The organism is Polaribacter haliotis (genome assembly GCF_014784055.1).
Lineage (GTDB): Bacteria > Bacteroidota > Bacteroidia > Flavobacteriales > Flavobacteriaceae > Polaribacter > Polaribacter haliotis.
Genome location: NZ_CP061813.1, coordinates 146,222 through 164,740, shown reverse-complemented (window position 1 = coordinate 164,740; position 18,519 = coordinate 146,222). Strand labels below are relative to the sequence as shown.

General features: G+C 31.5%; 12 protein-coding genes. 6 read left to right on the top strand and 6 right to left on the bottom strand.

Going from position 1 to position 18,519, the window contains the following annotated elements; translation table 11 throughout:
• Window positions 1–47: 47 nt before the first annotated feature.
• The 4 genes from H9I45_RS00490 (at window position 48) to H9I45_RS00475 (ending at window position 7,975) form a co-directional block, all read left to right on the top strand.
• Window positions 48–1,811, top strand: a complete 1,764-nt coding sequence (locus H9I45_RS00490; RefSeq protein ID WP_088355253.1) for a sodium:solute symporter family transporter — start codon at window positions 48–50, stop codon at window positions 1,809–1,811.
• A complete protein-coding gene (gene manD, locus H9I45_RS00485; protein WP_088355254.1) occupies window positions 1,812–3,029 on the top strand; it encodes a D-mannonate dehydratase ManD in 1,218 nt (405 codons plus the stop codon). It abuts the gene before it with no gap.
• Between the two features lie 357 nt (window positions 3,030–3,386).
• The gene (locus H9I45_RS00480) at window positions 3,387–6,632 is read left to right on the top strand and encodes a SusC/RagA family TonB-linked outer membrane protein (protein ID WP_088355255.1); all 3,246 of its coding nucleotides are present in this window, start codon (window positions 3,387–3,389) and stop codon (window positions 6,630–6,632) included.
• 11 nt (window positions 6,633–6,643) lie between these two features.
• Window positions 6,644–7,975 (top strand): RagB/SusD family nutrient uptake outer membrane protein, encoded by a 1,332-nt coding sequence (locus H9I45_RS00475; protein WP_088355256.1) that lies wholly within the window; start codon window positions 6,644–6,646, stop codon window positions 7,973–7,975.
• A 379-nt stretch (window positions 7,976–8,354) separates the two neighbouring features.
• Here the strand turns inward: H9I45_RS00475 and H9I45_RS00470 are convergent, their stop codons facing one another.
• From H9I45_RS00470 to gnd, 6 genes are read right to left on the bottom strand one after another with little or no spacing between them, the layout of a single operon-like run.
• Window positions 8,355–8,789: an RbsD/FucU domain-containing protein gene (locus tag H9I45_RS00470; protein WP_088355257.1), complete on the bottom strand. Its 435-nt coding sequence runs from the start codon at window positions 8,787–8,789 to the stop codon at window positions 8,355–8,357.
• A gap of 49 nt (window positions 8,790–8,838) precedes the next feature.
• Entirely contained in the window at window positions 8,839–9,606 is a 768-nt protein-coding gene (locus H9I45_RS00465) for an SDR family NAD(P)-dependent oxidoreductase (protein WP_088355258.1), read from the bottom strand.
• A gap of 12 nt (window positions 9,607–9,618) precedes the next feature.
• Window positions 9,619–10,716 carry a polysaccharide lyase family 7 protein gene (locus H9I45_RS00460; protein WP_088355259.1) on the bottom strand — a complete coding sequence of 366 codons (1,098 nt, stop codon included), beginning with the start codon at window positions 10,714–10,716 and terminating at the stop codon, window positions 9,619–9,621.
• A gap of 7 nt (window positions 10,717–10,723) precedes the next feature.
• Complete coding sequence (locus tag H9I45_RS00455) at window positions 10,724–11,434, bottom strand: FadR/GntR family transcriptional regulator (RefSeq protein ID WP_088355260.1); 711 nt, start codon at window positions 11,432–11,434, stop codon at window positions 10,724–10,726.
• A gap of 24 nt (window positions 11,435–11,458) precedes the next feature.
• Window positions 11,459–12,733 (bottom strand): Nramp family divalent metal transporter, encoded by a 1,275-nt coding sequence (locus tag H9I45_RS00450; RefSeq protein WP_088355261.1) that lies wholly within the window; start codon window positions 12,731–12,733, stop codon window positions 11,459–11,461.
• A gap of 20 nt (window positions 12,734–12,753) precedes the next feature.
• The gene (gene gnd / locus H9I45_RS00445) at window positions 12,754–14,655 is read right to left on the bottom strand and encodes an NADP-dependent phosphogluconate dehydrogenase (RefSeq protein ID WP_228454989.1); all 1,902 of its coding nucleotides are present in this window, start codon (window positions 14,653–14,655) and stop codon (window positions 12,754–12,756) included.
• A gap of 212 nt (window positions 14,656–14,867) precedes the next feature.
• Here gnd and H9I45_RS00440 point away from each other — a divergent pair, with 212 nt between their 5' ends.
• Both H9I45_RS00440 and H9I45_RS00435 read left to right on the top strand, forming a co-directional pair.
• Entirely contained in the window at window positions 14,868–16,037 is a 1,170-nt protein-coding gene (locus H9I45_RS00440; RefSeq protein WP_088355262.1) for a glycoside hydrolase family 88 protein, read from the top strand.
• 4 nt (window positions 16,038–16,041) lie between these two features.
• The gene (locus H9I45_RS00435; protein WP_228454987.1) at window positions 16,042–18,477 is read left to right on the top strand and encodes a glycoside hydrolase family 2 protein; all 2,436 of its coding nucleotides are present in this window, start codon (window positions 16,042–16,044) and stop codon (window positions 18,475–18,477) included.
• The last annotated feature ends 42 nt before the right edge of the window (window positions 18,478–18,519 follow it).

Sequence of the window (18,519 nt, the reverse complement as noted above, 5' to 3'; positions counted from 1 at the left end):
AATAGTGCATTAATTACATAAGTATTAAAATTTAAAATTAATAAAATATGATTACATTTTATGATAATATGGTTATCGCAGCTTACTTTTTGCTTATGATAGTTGTTGGAGTTGTTTTTAAAAGGATGAATAAAAACACTAGTGACTATTTTAGAGGAGGGGGTAGTATGCTTTGGTGGCTTGTTGGCGCAACAACTTTTATGTCTTTTATTAGCGCAGTAACATATACAGGTGCTGCAGGAAAAGCATATGAAACTGGAACTTTTGTTTTTGTAGTTTATATGGCAAATGGGGTTGGTTTCTTTATTAGTTACCTCTATTTTTCCAAACGATTTAGACAAACTAGAGCTGTTACAGCTATTGAAGTGGTAAGAGAACGTTTTGGAAAAGCAAATGAACAATTTTTTACATGGATGGTTGTACCTTTTGGAGTAATTCATGGAGGTGTTTGGCTATATAGTTTAGGAATTATAATATCTACAGTATTTGGAGTTAGTATGGAAATGACTGTGATTTCAGTTGGAATAACCGTACTAATAATATCCTTATTAGGTGGTTCATGGGCTGTTGTTGCAAGTGATTTTATGCAATTAATGATTATGGTACCTGTAGCATTTGTAATGGCATTTTTATCTTTACGTGAAGTTGGTGGTGTAGGTGATTTTATAGATAAATTACCAACTTCTCAATATAATTGGTCCGAATTAGCAGATAGTAAGATTGTTTGGCTTTGGGTAATTGCCTCATTTTCTAAACAGTTTTTTTCTGTAAACAATACAAACGATGGGTATCGTTTTTTAGCAGTTAAAGATTCTAATCAAGCAAAAAAAGCTTCTTTAATGGCATCCATATTATTTTTCACAATTACATTTGTTTGGTTTATTCCACCAATGGCTGCATCTATTTTGTTTCCAGATTTGTCTGCTGTAGATTCTTTAAAACCTTTAGGAGAAAAAGCTGTAGATGGTGTTTATTTAGCCATGGGAATTGAGTTACTTCCAGTTGGTATGATTGGAATAATGATATGTGCAATTTTCGCAGCAACCATGTCTTCTATGGACAGTACATTAAATCGTAATGCTGGTATTTTTGTAAGAAATTTTTATAAACCAATTCTTAGAAAATCAGCAAATGATAAAGAACTATTTAGAGTATCCATGATCACTACAGTTGTTCTGGGAGGATTGGTTATTTTATCGGCTATTTTCTTTAGTGAATTGGAAGGCATAAATCTTTTCGATATTAATATGCGACTTGGAGCAATGATATCTCTTCCGTTTATGATTCCTTTAACTTGGGGTATTATTTATCAAGATACACCAAGATGGGCAGGTTGGTCTACAGTTTTATTAGGAATGCTAATTTCCTATATCATACAAACACATATTGGCCCAGAAGCTTTATTAGAATTTATCGGAGTTGATAAACCTTGGTCTAAACGTGAATTGATTGATGTAATGTTCTTCTCAAATGTATTTGCAGTAATTGTGTTTTGTAGTGCTTGGTTTTTAGGAGCAAGAAAGTTTAGAAACACCTCACCAGAAAAATATCATAAAGATGTAGAAAAGTTTTTTGTAAAAATAAACACACCTATTGATTATGAAAAAGAAAATGGACATAAAGGTAATGATGCTCAGCAGTATATGATTTTAGGAAATATGTGTTTGGTTTATGGTACATTTCTTTCTTTACTCGTTTTTATTCCTAATGATCTTACTGGAAGACTTTGTTTTGTTTTTATAGGTGGAATAATGCTTATAGTAGGTTTTATATTTAAAAAGAATTATAAAAAATTAAAAGACAAAATCTAAATGAAAATTAAAGATATAAAAGTATTTGTTTGTTCTCCTGGACGTAATTTTGTAACTATAAAAATCACTACAGAAGAAGGTATTTATGGAATAGGAGATGCAACTCTAAATGGTAGAGAAATGGCTGTAGCAACTTATCTAGAGGAACATATTGCGCCATGTTTAATAGGTAAAGATGCAAGTCAAATAGAAGATATTTGGCAATATTTATACAAAGGAGCTTATTGGCGAAAAGGCCCAGTAACTATGACCGCTATTGGAGCCATAGATATGGCACTTTGGGATATAAAAGGTAAAAAAGCCAACATGCCAGTTTACCAATTACTTGGTGGTAAAAGTAGAAAAGGAGTTACTGTTTATGGTCATGCTAATGGTGAAACCATTGATGAGGTTCTTAACAATTTAGGAACAATGATAAATCAAGGTTACAAAGTTGTTAGATTACAATGTTCTATTCCTAACCTTAAAGGTACATATGGAACTTTGGAAGGTAAAAAAAATTACTACGAATTACAAGGAGATAGACCTTTACCACCAGAACAACAATGGTCTACTTCTAAGTACATGAATTTTATTCCTGAACTATTTAAACAAGCTCGTGAACGTTTTGGATATGAGATTGGTTTATGTCATGATGTTCACAGTAGATTAACTCCAATTGAAGCATCTAGATTAGGTAAGCTTTTAGAACCTTACAATCTTCTTTTTATGGAAGATACTGTAACATCTGAAAACCCACAAGGATATAAAATTGTTAGAGAACATACTGTTGTTCCATTGGCAGTTGGAGAAATATTTAGCACAGTTTGGGATGCAAAAGTTTTAATTGAAAATCAATGGATAGATTATCTACGTACTGCAGTTTCTCATGGAGGTGGTATTACTCCGTTAAGAAAGATTTCAGATTTTGCTGACATGCATCATGTTCGTATGGCACCTCATGGAGCTCCAGACCAATCTCCTATTTGTTTTATGGCTCAAATGAACTTTAATCTTTGGGTACCAAATTTTGGTATTCAAGAATTTATAGGATTTGGAACTGAAAAATTAAATGAAGTCTTTAAATATGATGTTGAGATAAAAGAAGGGCTTCTTTATATGGAAGATAAACCTGGTTTGGGTGTAGAGTTTGATGAAGAAGCTGCAAAAAAATATCCATATAAAAGATCTTATTTACCCGTTAATAGATTAGAAGATGGCACTCTGTGGAATTGGTAAATTTTACAAAAAATTATTATTTAAAGTTGACTTAGATAAAATTTTATAAAATTCAAATAATTTCATATCAAATATTTAAAGTATTCTATGTTTAATTAACTTAATACTATTCTATTTTACCTTTTTTATTTTGTAGTAACATTTTTTTAACATATATTTGGTGCGCCAGATTGGTTTACCAATCTAGTTAACCAATTAAAATATAACCAAAAACGATAAGTTTATGAAATGAAAATTACTTCTAATACTAGGTGTGAATATAAATTAGCACCCCATTTTTTTAAATCGAATTAAAAAAAATCAAAATTGAAAAGAGAAAATAATAATTTATCAAATATTAAATAAAAACAATCAAAAATGAAATTAAAACTTAGAATAACATTGTTAGTAGCATTGTTAATGAACGTTTGTCTTTTTGCACAAGGTAGTTACACCGTAAAAGGTACTGTAACTTCCAAAGCAGACAACGAATTACTTCCTGGTGTTTCTATAATTATAGAAGGAACTAATAAAGGAACAGAAACAGATTTTGATGGAAACTATTCCTTAACAGTTAAGAGTGGAGATGTTTTGCAATTTTCTTATCTTGGATTTACTATACAAAAAATTACAATAGGAAACCAAAAAACAGTTAACGTTTCTTTAGTACAAGATGCTAGTGAATTAGATGAAATTGTAGTTGTTGGTTATGGTACAAGAAAAAAATCACATCTTACAGGTGCTATAGCAAAGGTAACAGGTAAAGATATTGCTGCTGTACAAACTGCACGTGTAGATGAAGCTTTAGCAGGTAAATTACCCGGTGTTTTTATTCAAAATCAAAGTGGAAACCCTGGTGCAGATCCAAAAATTGCAATTAGAGCTGCTTCGTCTATTACTGGAAATTCAAATCCACTAATTGTTGTAGATGGATATCCTATTTCTGGAACTCTAGCTACTGTAAATCCTAATGATATTGAAAGTTTAGAAGTTTTAAAAGATGCGGCTTCTGCTGCTATTTATGGTTCTAGAGGAGCAAATGGTGTTATTTTGATAACTTCTAAAAAAGGTAAATCAGGTAAAGTTAAGTTTAGCTATGATGCATATACTAGTTTTTCAGAAAAATATAGAGATAATATAAACATGACCGCTAATCAATGGGGTAAACATGCTGAAGAACAAATTGCTAATGGTAATTGGGATGTTTCTGAGTTAGAAGCTTCGGCTCCAGGTTATGTAGACTATAAATTATGGGGTTATAACAATGCTCCAGATGTTGTGGCTATTGAAGATTATGTTTTTGATGGAGGTAGTACTCAAAGTCATAACTTTAGTGCTAGTGGAGGTAGTGATACTTCAACCTTTTTTGCGTCTTTAGGATATCAAAATGTTGATGGCATTACAGTAACACAAGATTTCGAAAGAATTAACGCACGTTTAAGCGCAGATACTAAATTAGGCGATAAGTTTAAGGCAGGGTTAAGTTTTAATGGATATACTTCTAATAGTTCTGCATTAGAACATGATTTGAGAGATATATTAAGAGGAGCAAGCATCCACCCTATTTATCATACTGATGCATCTATTGCATTTGTTAAAGAATTAGAAGCAAGACATAAAGCCTTAGGACTTAGAGTTAGTAGACAAGGTGGTGTGAATGGCTTTACAGCATTCGATGCTGGAAGACCAGGATTTGATATTCCAGGTACTCATGGTGCACGAAGTATTTATGATTTACAAGCTGGTGACCCTGCTTGGGATTGGCATTATGGAAGAGCTGGTAATGGTATTGGAGGTTCTAGTAACCCAGGTACTGCATCTTTAATTGATAACAAATCAAATACACAAAAAGAGTATTTTGCGAATGTTAGTTCTTATTTGGAATATAATATTTTAGACGGGTTAAATATAAAAACTGTTTTAGGTGGAGATTTCAGAGACACGCAAGCAAATCAGCATTATTTAGTTGGTGGTGATAATAATGGAGATTTAGAAGATACGTACTTGAACCAACAAGAGTTAAAAAGATATTCTGTATTAAGTGAAACTACATTAAACTACACAAAAGTAATTAATGATAAACATGATATATCTGCATTGATAGGTATGGAATTTCAAAAAAATTATATTTCAGGAGTTTCAATTGCAGGAAATAATGTAACCCAACTTCTTGGTGAACCTTTAAATTATGCATTGTTAGGAAACGCAAATACAGTTGTAACAGAAAGAGAAGAAATTAATCACAGAAAAAGTGTTTTTGGAAGAGTTGCTTATGCTTATGACGATCGTTATTTAGTATCAGCTTCCATAAGAAGAGATGGTGATTCTCGTTTTGGAGCTAATAATAAATATGAGATATTCCCAGCTTTTTCAGCAGGATGGAATGTTCATAATGAAGCTTTTTTCAATCAAGAAGGAATTATAAGTAAACTAAAGCCAAGAATTAGTTATGGGTCATTAGGAACGGTTTCAGATTTAGGATTCCACAATGCATTAAGCTTTATAAATGCAGGAACTTCTGTTTTAGGTAACGCATATAATATACCAAATGATTTAGCAAACCCAGATTTAACTTGGCAAACAAATACTGAGACAAACTTTGGAGTGGATTTCGGTTTTATAGATAATCGCTTTACTTTAGGATTAGACTATTATACTTCTGATATTGAAGACATTTTAATCAATCAAAGTGTTTCTAATATTTTTGGAAGAAATTCAATAAGACTAAATTCTGGAGATGTTGAAAGTTCTGGTTTAGAATTTGAATTAGGTGCAAGGTTAATAAATAACGACAATTTCTCATGGAATATGGGTGCAAATTTATCAACAGTAAATACTAAAATTACTGATTTAGGTAGTTTATCTCAATTACCAGATGTTACAAATTATGGTACTTCTGGAAGAGCTGCAGTTTATAGAAATTATGTAGGTGGAGAAATTGGTGAGTTATGGACATTAGAAACAACTGGATGGGTTGCAGAAAAACACATGATAAATCCATTAGATGTAATTGGTAATTCTAGTGGAGAAGTTTATGTAGTGGATCAAAATGGTGATGGTAAAATAGATGCTACAAAAACTGTAGCTGAGGGTGGAGATTTAGTAAAACAAGGAACAAACACACCTGATTTTTACTGGGGTATGAATCATAATTTTTCTTACAAGAATTTTGATTTAAGTTTACAATTTCAAGGAAGTCATGGTGGAATCGTTTACAATGTAGATCCATTATATAACGGTTCTAATTGGGGAGGAAGATTACGTAGTAGTTTTGATGCTAATAGCGATGGTAAAGAAGATGCTACTGGATTATTTTATACAAGAGCTAGAGACAAGACAGATGCTGTTATACAAGACGCTGGTTTTTTAGCTTTAAGGAACTTAACTTTTGGCTATACTCTTGATGATTCTATAGCGCAAAAAGTTGGTTTAAACTCAGTTAGAGTATATACTGCAGCTACTAATTTATTATACATTTTTGGAGATAATTATACCTCTTATAATCCAGAAGGTGTAGATACATCTAGTTCTAGTAATTATGCAGGACCAATAACATTCGGACATCAATCTGGTGAAACTCCAGTTGCAAGAACTTTTACATTTGGTATAAATATTAACTTTTAAATAAAAAAATAATGAAAAATACATTTATATTAATGGCCATCATGTTGTTTATAACTGCATGTTCTACAGATTTAGATCAGGTACCACCTAATTTAGGCGATGCAAATGCAATATCAGATTATACACCAGTATTATTTGCTGCATATAACTATCAAAACCAAGCTGTTGCACCAATGGCAATATTTGGAGACTTTAGAGCTGACAATGGCTTATTTGATGAAGAATTTACAGATTTTGATAAATTTACTGCACCAAGTCCTTTAGCGGCTACTTCGTCAAGTACTTTTTTCAGCCCATTTTATGTGGCTTTGTATAACTCTATATTAAGTGCTAATAATGTTATAATAAATTCTAAAGATGCTACCCTTGTAGCTGAAGCTAGATTTATTAGAGGGTTATCTTATTTTAAATTGGTACAGGTATTTGGAGATGTTTCTGTTAATTTAATAAATCCTACTGTGGAAGAAATTGCAGCAGCAGATGTTGCAAGACAGCCTAAAAATGATGTTTATAATAATGTAATAATACCAGATTTAGAAGCAGCAAGAGATGGCTTAGCCGTTTCAACAGCAGCAGCAGCGAGTGGTAGAGCTACAAAATATGCAGCACAAGGTTTACTTGGTAAAGTTTTGGCAACAATGGGTAATTATCCGGCTGCTGAAGTACAACTAGCAGCAGTTGTTAACGGAACTGGTGCCGCAAACATTATCAGCTCTATGTCATTTGCAGATGTTTTTAATAGTGATTTAAATAGTGCTATTTTGTTTGCAACACAAATGTCTGGATCTGTTGGTTATAGTGGAGAAAGTTTTACAAACTGGTATGCTGGGCAAAATACTAAAGCAGATGAAGGAGGGCCAGTATCTCCAGATTTGGTTAATGCTTTTGCTGCGAATCCAATGGATGTAAGAGGCGCTTTAACAGTTAACAATAATGGTGGGAATCCTATCTCTGTAAAATACTCTACATTAGGTTCAACAGAACAAGATTGGATAGAATTAAGATTAGCAGATGTTGTTTTACTATATGCAGAGGCTTTAAATGAAAACTCTAAAACTGCACTTGCAATTACAGAATTGAATAGAATTAGAACAAGAGCAGGTTTATTAGGTACAACTGCCACTTCAAAAGACGATGTTAGACAAGCTATTTTAGACGAAAGAAGATTAGAGCTTGCTTTAGAAGGTCACAGATGGTTTGATTTGGTTAGAGCTGAAGCTGCTGAAGCAGGTATAATGAATGCAGAAATGGGAGAAACAATTAGTCCTAATTATTACATATTTCCTATACCAAATGGAGAAGTAACTTCATTTGATGAAATATCTCAAAATGCAGGATATTAAACAATATTAATTTGAATTGAGTTAATTATTTATTGGGTTTACAACTTTAAAAAGTTGTAAACCCTTTTTTTATGAATAAAATACATGTATTACATAAATAGTATGTAAACTTTAAAGAAATTAATAATAAAAAGTTCCAAATATTAATAGAACCTACTTCTCTTTTATACTGCTTTATTCATTTTTGAATTAGAGATAAATCTTTAACAGATAGTTTATCAGATTCTAAAGTAGAATTTAAGCCATACTTCTAAAAACTTCACATAAAAAAAGGCAGTGATATAAGATCACTACCTTTAGATTATTTCTGCAACGCTATTTAAATAGGTCACATTTTTAAGTTTTCAAAACTTTATTATCGCAAGCTATATTCAAATTATTAAAAACCACTTTCTTCTGCCATTTTCACAACACCAACAGTTAAAATCAAATTAGCAAATCGCCTTTGTTCACCAGTTTGAATAATTAAAGTTGTATTAGGGTCTCTAATTTTATCGTAGAAAGCCCATCGCTCCATCTCATTCCAAGTTACATCTCCAAGTAAATTTTTATAAGCATCATGTATCTCTGCATTTGCTTCAGCAGGTTTTTCCATAACGATTGCTCCTTGAAAAGGGCAAACTTCTATTAAACCTTCTAGTACTGTAAGCGCATCTAAAAGACCTGGACGAAAATTAAGATGTACAGTAGTAGAGTTTGGTCCTGTCATCGCTCCAACTGGAAGATTACCATCTGCAATAACAACTTGTGCAAAATGACCTGAACGTGCAAGTGCCTCCATTATCGTTGGATGTATTACTGATGTCTTTAACATGTTTTATTTTTAAATTAATAATATCTAATCAAAAAAATAATGAGGAATTCTACATATTGTAAACTCCTCCATTAATATCAAGCGTTGCACCAGTAATAAATCCATCATATTCAGACGCTAAATATAGAACTGCTCTTGCTACATCTGCAGCATTACCAGCTCTTTTAATTGGAATACCAGCTATCGTTTCATTTGCAGATTCTTTTGTGGTATGTGTATTATGAAATGAAGTACCCAGAATAAGTCCTGGAGCAACAGCATTCACTTTTGTTCCTTGTGGACCCAATTCTGTAGAAAGTGCTCTTGTAAACGTTAAAATTGCTCCTTTACTGGTAGCATAAACAAGAGAACCTGGATGCCCACCTTTACGTCCTGCAAGTGAGGCCAAATTTACAATACTACTATTCTCATTTTTCGCTAAATATGGCGCTGCTGCTTTTGTTACAAACATCATAGACGTAAGGTTTATGTCCATTACTTTATCCCAAAAATCAGATTCCATTTCACTTAACATTTTTCGAGCTACCAATGAACCTGCATTATTAATTAGTATATCTAAACCTCCAAATGAAGCTACAGTTTTTTCGACCATAGATTTTGCCTGTACTTCTTTTGTTAAATCGCCTGCTATAGCCAATGCTTTTTGGCCTTTAGTTTGTGCATATGCTACTAACTGATTTGCAGTATCTGCACTAGAAAAATAATGAATCGCTACATTAGCCCCACTATCAATAAAATGCTTCGTTATTGATTCTCCAATTCCTTGTGCACCAGCTGTTATAAGGATATTTTTCCCTTTTAATTTATTATTTATCATTGTACTTAAATTTTATTTTACTTTGTCGTTTTTATTAAAATAACCATCATTAGAAACAGCATTATCACTAATTGAAATACTTCCATTTTTAAACCAAACTTCTGCATAATTTCCATCTGCATACTGTTTTTTTAAATCTCCACCATGCGTTTCAGCGCCAGAACACCAATTTTTATTGATTTCAGGAGATTTACCATTTGTTTGATTGTATGCCCCTAATTTAAAAAAGCAGCCTTCACCAGTATAAGCCTCCTTACGCTCTACTCCATCTTGACCCATTGGCACAAATAATTTTTGCGTCTGTTCTGGAATATTTGCTTTTGTTGTGTATTCTGATGCTATTAAGTTTTTTGTAAACGTTTTTGTTTCATGTCCTTTGCTTGTAAATTTTAAGTTCATAATACCGTATTTCACTTCTACTTCATAACTAAACTCTTCACCTAATGCAATACCATCTTTTGGTTCTTCTGGATATGTATTTGCAGTTTCACCAACTACAGAAAAGTCATTTCCCCAAACTGCTGAAGAATAATCCCATCTTCCTGAATTATCATCACCTGCTGTATTAATTTCATAATGCCAAAAAACTGAACCTTTTGTATGACCTGGAAATTTTTTATAAAAAATTTTAAGTGGTTCATTTTCATGCTTATCTGCACTATGAATTTGGCCTATAACTACTGCATGTGAAGCTGCTACTCTAGCATCTCCTGTAGAAGAAACATTCATGACTTTAAGTGTAGCAGTTAATTTATCATTCGCAGTTTTTGGATACCATTTTTTTGTTTGAGCTAATTCTGTTCTTATATTATTTGAAGTTCCATGCGTGTTTCCTGCATTTGGTGCTTTAAAAACTACCCATTCACCATCTTTATCCTTTTCTGTGAAAAAGAAATCCTTATCCTCAAAATTATTGGCAATTCCAACATTTTTTCCGTTTCCTAAAATTAATTTCCAATGGTCAAAAAATGGAATAACCTTACTTGCGTAAACCGTTTTTGGAGCTTCTTTTTTATCTGTTTTTTTATCAGAATTCTTACAACTTATTAGTGTTATTAAAATTCCGAAGATGAAAAGCTTTGATACTGATACTATATTTTTTCTATTCATTTTATTGTTAATTAATTTTATTTCTATTTTCTATGTGTTTTGATAATTTAAAAAAGTGATCGTTCATCATTTTAACGCCTAATTCTGGATCTTTAGAAGCTATTGCAAAATATATATCTTCGTGTTTTTTTATTTCAGAACTGATACCATCACCTTCACAAACTTCATCTCTTTTATAATTTACTAGAATTGGTGGTGTAATTAAAAGCATTAATGTTATTAAAGTGGTGTTTTTACTTGCCTTTGCAATCGCTAAATGAAATAACAAATCTTCTTCTAAATAATCCTTACCATTAATAATTTTAACCTTAAATGCGTCTAAAGCTTCTTTCATTCGTATTAAATCTGCATCTGTTCTTCTTTTAGCAGCAAGACAAACTGTTTGTAATTCTAATGATATTCTTGTTTCTACCAATTCATCAAAAGAAGGTGTCTCGAGTGAAACAATTTCTTCAACAATACCATTAAAACCTGTTAAACCTATTGCTAAAAAAGTGCCACTTTGAGACATTGATTTTAAGACTCCATAAAATTCTAGCTTTCTGATGGCTTCTCTAATATGGTTTCTTTTTACATCAAATTTTTCTGACATAATTCTTTCAGATGGTAATTTATCTCCACGCTCTAAATTTTTAGCGTTTATTAAATCACGAATCTTACAGATTACATCATTCTGTACTATTTTATTTGAGTCTTTATCTATTAAACTTATTTTCATGTATTTGAAAATTATGTGTTTTATTTAAAAATATTCCAAAAGTGCTAATACACCATTATACGAAATTACTAATGAAAAGAACAAGGCAGCGAACAAACCAATATAAACAGCTAAACTTGTTTTGTAATCTTTCATCACTTTTTTGCTGCTTAACATTAATATAATTCCAAGGATTACAATTGGTAAGACAAAGACATTAAATACTTGCGATAAAATTTGAATTTCAATAGGATTGGCTCCAAATGCTGGCCCAATTAAAGCAACCAAACAAGCAATAGCTGTAATAATTCTAAACTGACGAGAGCTAGTATCTAAAGTCCCAGATTGGTAATCTGCAATTAATAATGGCGCAATTAATAAACATGGAAAAATTGATGATAAACCCGCACTTAAAGCGCCAAAAAAGAAAATAGAAACTGCCCATTTACCTGCAACAGGCTCTAAAGTATTTGCCATATCTAATACTTGTGTTACTTCTTTTCCTTCATAAAATAAAGCACCAGCAGCAACTGCCATGATAACTCCACTAATTATAAATATTAAAATAGCTGCAGTAATTGAATCTTTCTTTTGTTGGTCTAAATTTTTGATTGTCCACCCTTTTCCTTTTACAAATAATGGTCTTGATAAAAATGTAGCTGATGCCATAGTTGTACCCACAAAAGCGGCAACTAACATTTTACCTCCAGGAATATCAGGGATTGTTGGTATTAATCCTTTAACAACATCTAAAGGTAATGGTTGCACAAAACATAGAGACATTATAAAAGAAAACCCCATTAAGGTTACAAAAATGACCAATATTTTTTCGAAAAAAGTATATTTACCAACTAACATTAGTAAGTAAAACGTAACAATAATTATAATTGCGGTTATTAAAACGGTTTCGTATTTGTAAGAACTTAATCCATCAAAATTAACGGCTAATATTTCAAAAATAATATTTGATGAAATTCCTAAAATACCCATCAGTGAATTCCATTGCCCAAAAGTGACGCCAATAATAATTAAAATGGCTAAAAATTTACCATATTTTAAATGCTTTTTGAAGCCATAAAGTGCGGTTTCGCCAGTTAATAAAGCGTAATTTCCATAGGCAAACATTAAAACTCCAGAGAAAACACAACTTAATAACAACACCCACAATAATTGCATGTTGAATTTACTTCCTGCAACAATCATAGAGGTTACACTACCAGTACCAATGGTATAACCAATGGCAAAAATTCCAGGCCCAAAGCCTAAAACTATTGCTATTAGTTTTTTTAGTAGTGACTTTTTATTTTCTGTTGTTGCCATATTTTTTTTTATTATTTATATTAATTATTTTTCCAATCTGTATGATAGAATTTATTTGAAGCATCATTTATTCTTTGATAGGTGTGTGCACCAAAATAATCACGTTGTGCTTGTATTAAATTTGCTGATGAATTTGCTACTGAAAAACTGTTTAAAAAATTGATAGATTCACTAAAATTAGAAATTGGCAATTCATTTAAAACACCTTCAGAAACTACTTTTTTAATGCTTGGTTTTACTGTTTTTAGTTTTTCAATAATTGTTTTATCTGTTAACATATTATCCGTCGTTTTAAAAACGGTTACCAATTCTACCATTAAATCTGATTTGATAATACAACCATTCGTCCAAATTCTAGCTAATTCACTTAAATTCAAATCCCAATTATAACTTTTAGAAGCCTCATTAATTAGCTTAAAACCTTGATAATGATTTATAATTCTAGCAAATTGATATGCCTTTAAAACATCAGCATTTGTAATATTTAAATTCGGATTTGTGTTTTCTTCGAAGTTTTGACTTGCAAGAACACGCTCATCTTTATAAAATGAAGTGTAACGTGCAAATAATGCAGTAGCAATCATTGTGCTTGGTATTCCTAACTCTGCAGTTGCAATCGTGGTCCAGTTTCCTGTTCCTTTATTACCTGCTTTGTCCATAATTTGGTTTACCAACCAATCATTTCCTTCTTTTTTTCTTAAGATATCAATCGTAATTTCTAACAAATAACTATTCGTTGTCTCTTTCCAAGACTCTAAAATATCTGCGATTTCATCAGGATTATTTCCTAATGCTTTCAACATTACAAACACCTCTGCTAATAATTGCATTTCTACATATTCAATTCCATTATGAACCATTTTTACAAAATGCCCACTTCCTTCGGTTCCAATATGCGTACAACAAGGTAAATTATTATCGTCTTTTGCTGCGATTGCTTCTAAAAAAGGCTGGATATCTTTATAAACATCTTTATCACAACCAGGCATAATTGATGGGCCTTTTAAAGCGCCTTCTTCTCCTCCAGAAACACCCGTTCCAACAAAATGTATATTCTTCGATTTTAAATAATGAAATCTCTCTTTAGTCTTATTATAGTTGGAATTTCCACCATCTATTAAAATATCTCCAGCTTCTAAAAATGGCAAAAGATCTTCAATAACATAATCTACAATTTTACCTGCATTTACCATTAACATAATCTTTCTTGGCGTTTGCAGAGAACCTACAAAAGATTTAATAGAATCAAATGGAAGTGCTGTTGATAATTCTTCAAATTCATTCTTGAAGTTTTTTGCAACATCTACCTCTACTCCATCTACATGTCTATTAAATAAAGAAATTTTAAATCCATTATTTGCTAAATTTCTACTTAAACTCTTTCCCATAACTCCCAATCCGAATAAACCGAATTCAGACTTTTCTACTAACTCTTTATGTATCACTTTTATAATATTGTTAGGTGTTAAACTTATATCTATATGTATGGCATTCTGTGGTTCTTCTAACGTATCAAATTGAGATTTTAATAAATTAGAACTCATAAAATGATCTTTACGACTATTCATTCTTTCTTTAATTTGCTCAAAAGAACCATGAAGAAAAACCCATTTTACGTGTTGTTGAATATCTAGACTTAAAATTGTACGATAGCTTTCTTTTAAGGCTGAACAAACAATAATGCAACCTTTATTTGCTAATTGTTTTATTGCTAATTTGTTTAATGTTTGTAGCCAACCCAATCTATCATTATCATTTAAAGCCTCGCCTTTAGACATTTTTAAGATATTATCTTCTGGATGAAAATCATCTCCATCAAAAAAAGGAAGATTTAATTCTTCTGATAATAAGTTTCCTATCGTGCTTTTACCAACACCAGAAACTCCCATAATAAAGATAATATTTGCTTTTATTCTTGTCATAATTTTTTGGGCACCCAAACTGGGTGCCCAAATATACAATTTTAAATTAAATTATTCTAAAAAGTTTAAAAATGTCTATTTATAACAATAAACACTTGTTATACTAACGATTTAAAGTAATTACCTTTTTCAATTTGGATGTTTTTATACTTCTTTAGGATTTCTACTTCTTGCTTTTTAGGTATTTTTATGCCAATGATATTTTAAAAAATATGAAGCAAAAAAAAATCAACAATTTAATAATGGTTTTGTCTATTAGTATTTTGTTTTCTTGTACTGAAAAGAAAAAACAAAATAATTCGAAAATTAGTTTAGAAAACCGATATGAAAAACTGCTAAACTACGCTCCAGATTCTTTGGCGTTTCCAAGAAGTTATTCCGTTGTAAAAAATGAAATCAAAAAAGTGCCTTCCAAAGATTGGACAAGTGGTTTTTACGCTGGAAATTTATGGCAGATTTACGAATTAACAGATAATAATCAATATAAAGAATTAGCAAAAAAATGGACTGCTTTTATTGAGAAAGAAAAGTATAATGATAAAACTCATGATATGGGTTTTAAAGTTTTTTGCAGTTTCGGACAAGGTTTAAAACATGAAGAAAATCAGCATTATAAAGATGTAATTGTAAAAAGTTCGGAAACTTTAATTTCGAGATATAATGATACTGTTGGAAGTATTCGCTCATGGGATTTCAATAAAAAAACTTGGGATTTCCCTGTAATTATAGATAATATGATGAATTTAGAAATGCTTTTTGAAGCAACTAAAATTTCTAAAGATTCAACTTTCCATGAAATTGCTGTAAAACATGCAAATACCACTTTAAAAAATCATTTTAGAGCAGACAATAGTTGTTTTCATGTGGTGGATTACAATCCTGTAAATGGAGACATTCGAATGAAAGTAACACATCAAGGCTATAATGATGCTTCTGTTTGGGCTCGTGGGCAAGGTTGGGCAATTTATGGTTACACAATGGCTTACAGATATACAAAAGACGAGAAATATTTGGCACAAGCAGAAGCAACTGCAAATTTCTATTTGAATCATAAAAATTTACCAAAAGACGGCATTCCTTATTGGGATTTTGAAGATCCTTCTATTCCAAATGCACCAAGAGATGTTTCTGCAGCAACCGTAATTTCTTCTGGAATGGTTGAGTTGTATCAATATACGAAAAATGAGAAATATTTAGACTACAGTAAAAAAGTAATCAACTCTTTAAAGAGTGAGGAATATATTTTAGAACCTACAATTAAAGCCCCTTTTATATTAAAACACAGCACAGGAAACTGGCCTAAAAAAGATGAAATGGACGAACCAATCGTCTATGGAGATTATTATTTTTTAGAAACATTGTTAAGAATGAAATCATTATAATTCTATGAAAATTAACTATTCAACCCAACCAAAATTATCGAACATCTTTCTTTTTTTATTTTTGATGGTTTTTACCATTTCTTGTGATTCAAAAAGTGATGTAGATGGAACTTCAGAAAGAACAAAAACCAACATCAATGATAATTGGTTGTATTTAGAAAACGATACAGAACAAATTTCTGATGCGCTAAATATGGAAAATTGGCAAGAAATAAACTTACCTCATTCTTGGAATAGTTTAGATGCTACAGATTTAGTACCAGGTTACAGAAGAAGTGGAAGTTGGTATAAAAAAGATTTAGAAATAACTAAAGTCAACTCAAATGAAATTTACGAACTGTATTTTGAAGGCGTAAATATTACTTCAGAAATATTTATAAATGGAAACAAAGTTGGAAGTCATATTGGGGGTTATATTGGTTTTACAATTGATATTTCCAATGAAGTAAAAGCTGGAACCAACGAAATTGTAGTTCGAGCAGATAATAGTTACGATCCAGAAGTTATCCCTTCACAAAAAAGTGATTTCTTCATTTTTGGTGGAATTACGAGAGATGTTTGGTTGCAAACAAAACCTAAAACGCATTTAGCAAATTTAAAATATACTACACCTAAAGTTTCGAATGAAAATGCCACTTTAGAAGGAACAGTTGCTGTTGTAAATGGCGATAATTCTACAAAAGTAAAAGCATCTTTAATAAATGCTGATGGAAAAACGGTTGTAGAAAAAGAGTTTTGGGTTGCAAATAATTCAGCAAAAATTACTTTTGATAACATTTCGAATCCTAAATTATGGGATACAGAAAACCCTAATTTATATACGATTGAAGTTGCGCTGTTATCCGAAGAAAAAACAATTGATAAAATTTCTGATAAAGTTGGTTTTAGATGGTTCGAATTTAAAGAATATGGAGCTTTCTTTTTAAACGGAAAACGTTTGTTGTTAAGAGGAACTCACAGACATGAAGAACATGCTGGAGTTGGTGCTGCAATGACAAATGAGCAACACAGAGCAGATATGGAACTGATTAAAGAAATGGGAACCAACTTTGTACGTTTGGCACATTATCCACAAGATCCAGAAATTTACAAAGCTTGTGACGAGTTGGGTTTATTGGTTTGGGACGAATTGCCTTGGTGTAGAGGTGGTGTTGGAAATGATAATTGGAAGGAAAACACAAAAAATATGTTGACGGAAATTATCGCCCAAAATTACAACAGACCAAGTATTGTAATTTGGTCTTTAGGTAACGAAATGTATTGGTTGCCTGATTTTGAAGATGGAGGAAACAAGACAAAGTTGAGTGCTTTTTTATCAGAATTAAATGATTTATCTCACAAATTAGATCCAACAAGAAAAACGGCTATCAGAAAATATTATGAAGGTGCAGATATTGTAGATGTGTTTTCGCCATCAATTTGGTCTGGTTGGTATTCTGGAAGTTATAAAAGTTACCAAAAAGCCATTGACCAATATAAAAAGGAATACAAATCTTTCTTACATGCAGAATATGGTGGTTCAAGTCATTTAGGTCGTCATACAGAAACGCCAATTACTGGCGAAGGAAAAATTCAGGCAGATGGTTGGGAAGAAGCAATTGTACAAACAGACGTTGCAAACATTGCGCAAATTGGAGATTGGAGTGAAAATTATATCGTAGATTTATTTGATTGGCATTTAAGAATATCAGAAAATGATGACACTTTTGTTGGAAATATTCAATGGGCTTTTAAAGATTTTGGAACGCCTTTAAGACCAGAAAATGCGATTCCTTATATGAATCAAAAAGGTTTGGTAGACAGAGCTGGAAATAAGAAAGATGCATTTTACGTATTTAAAAGTTATTGGAGCAAAGATCCTTTTACGTATATAGAATCTCATACTTGGACAGAGAGACAAGGTCCAAAAGGTTTGGCAAGAGATATTAGTGTGTATAGTAATTGCCCTGAAGTTGAACTTTCTTTAAATGGAAAAAGTTTAGGAACTAAAACAAGAAATACCAAAGATTTTCCTGCTGCTGGTTTAAATTGGACTTTACAATTTAAAGAAGGAGAAAACACATTGGTTTCCACAGGAAAAACTTCGGATGGAAAAACAGTAAAAGATGAGTTAAAAATAAACTACAGATTTACTAAAAACGACAAAGCAAAAGGTTTAAAACTATCCTATAAAGAGTTAGAAAACGGAAACTATTTAGTAACTGCAATTGCACACGATTCTAAAGGTTTACGTTGTTTAGATTACGAAAACAGAGTCTATTTCCAATGTATGTCTGGTGGAGAAACGATGAAAAGTTTAGGAACACCAACAGGAAGTGAATCTATAGAAATGGCAAATGGTAAAGCTTCCATTGAAGTAAAAAGAAACTCAAAAGACCGACCTTTAAAAATGATGGTTTTAAACCAAAGTTTTAAAGGAACGTATTTAACTATTGAATAATTTGATTGATTGATTATTGAGAAGTTGAAATCCCATTCTTTT

Excerpts from the sequence above, each read along its gene's own strand:
- H9I45_RS00490 (WP_088355253.1), top strand. The coding sequence starts at position 48 with ATGATTACATTTTATGATAATATGGTTATCGCAGCTTACTTTTTGCTT.
- manD (WP_088355254.1), top strand. The coding sequence starts at position 1,812 with ATGAAAATTAAAGATATAAAAGTATTTGTTTGTTCTCCTGGACGTAAT.
- H9I45_RS00480 (WP_088355255.1), top strand. The coding sequence starts at position 3,387 with ATGAAATTAAAACTTAGAATAACATTGTTAGTAGCATTGTTAATGAAC.
- H9I45_RS00475 (WP_088355256.1), top strand. The coding sequence starts at position 6,644 with ATGAAAAATACATTTATATTAATGGCCATCATGTTGTTTATAACTGCA.
- H9I45_RS00470 (WP_088355257.1), bottom strand. The coding sequence starts at position 8,789 with ATGTTAAAGACATCAGTAATACATCCAACGATAATGGAGGCACTTGCA.
- H9I45_RS00465 (WP_088355258.1), bottom strand. The coding sequence starts at position 9,606 with ATGATAAATAATAAATTAAAAGGGAAAAATATCCTTATAACAGCTGGT.
- H9I45_RS00460 (WP_088355259.1), bottom strand. The coding sequence starts at position 10,716 with ATGAATAGAAAAAATATAGTATCAGTATCAAAGCTTTTCATCTTCGGA.
- H9I45_RS00455 (WP_088355260.1), bottom strand. The coding sequence starts at position 11,434 with ATGAAAATAAGTTTAATAGATAAAGACTCAAATAAAATAGTACAGAAT.
- H9I45_RS00450 (WP_088355261.1), bottom strand. The coding sequence starts at position 12,733 with ATGGCAACAACAGAAAATAAAAAGTCACTACTAAAAAAACTAATAGCA.
- gnd (WP_228454989.1), bottom strand. The coding sequence starts at position 14,655 with ATGACAAGAATAAAAGCAAATATTATCTTTATTATGGGAGTTTCTGGT.
- H9I45_RS00440 (WP_088355262.1), top strand. The coding sequence starts at position 14,868 with ATGAAGCAAAAAAAAATCAACAATTTAATAATGGTTTTGTCTATTAGT.
- H9I45_RS00435 (WP_228454987.1), top strand. The coding sequence starts at position 16,042 with ATGAAAATTAACTATTCAACCCAACCAAAATTATCGAACATCTTTCTT.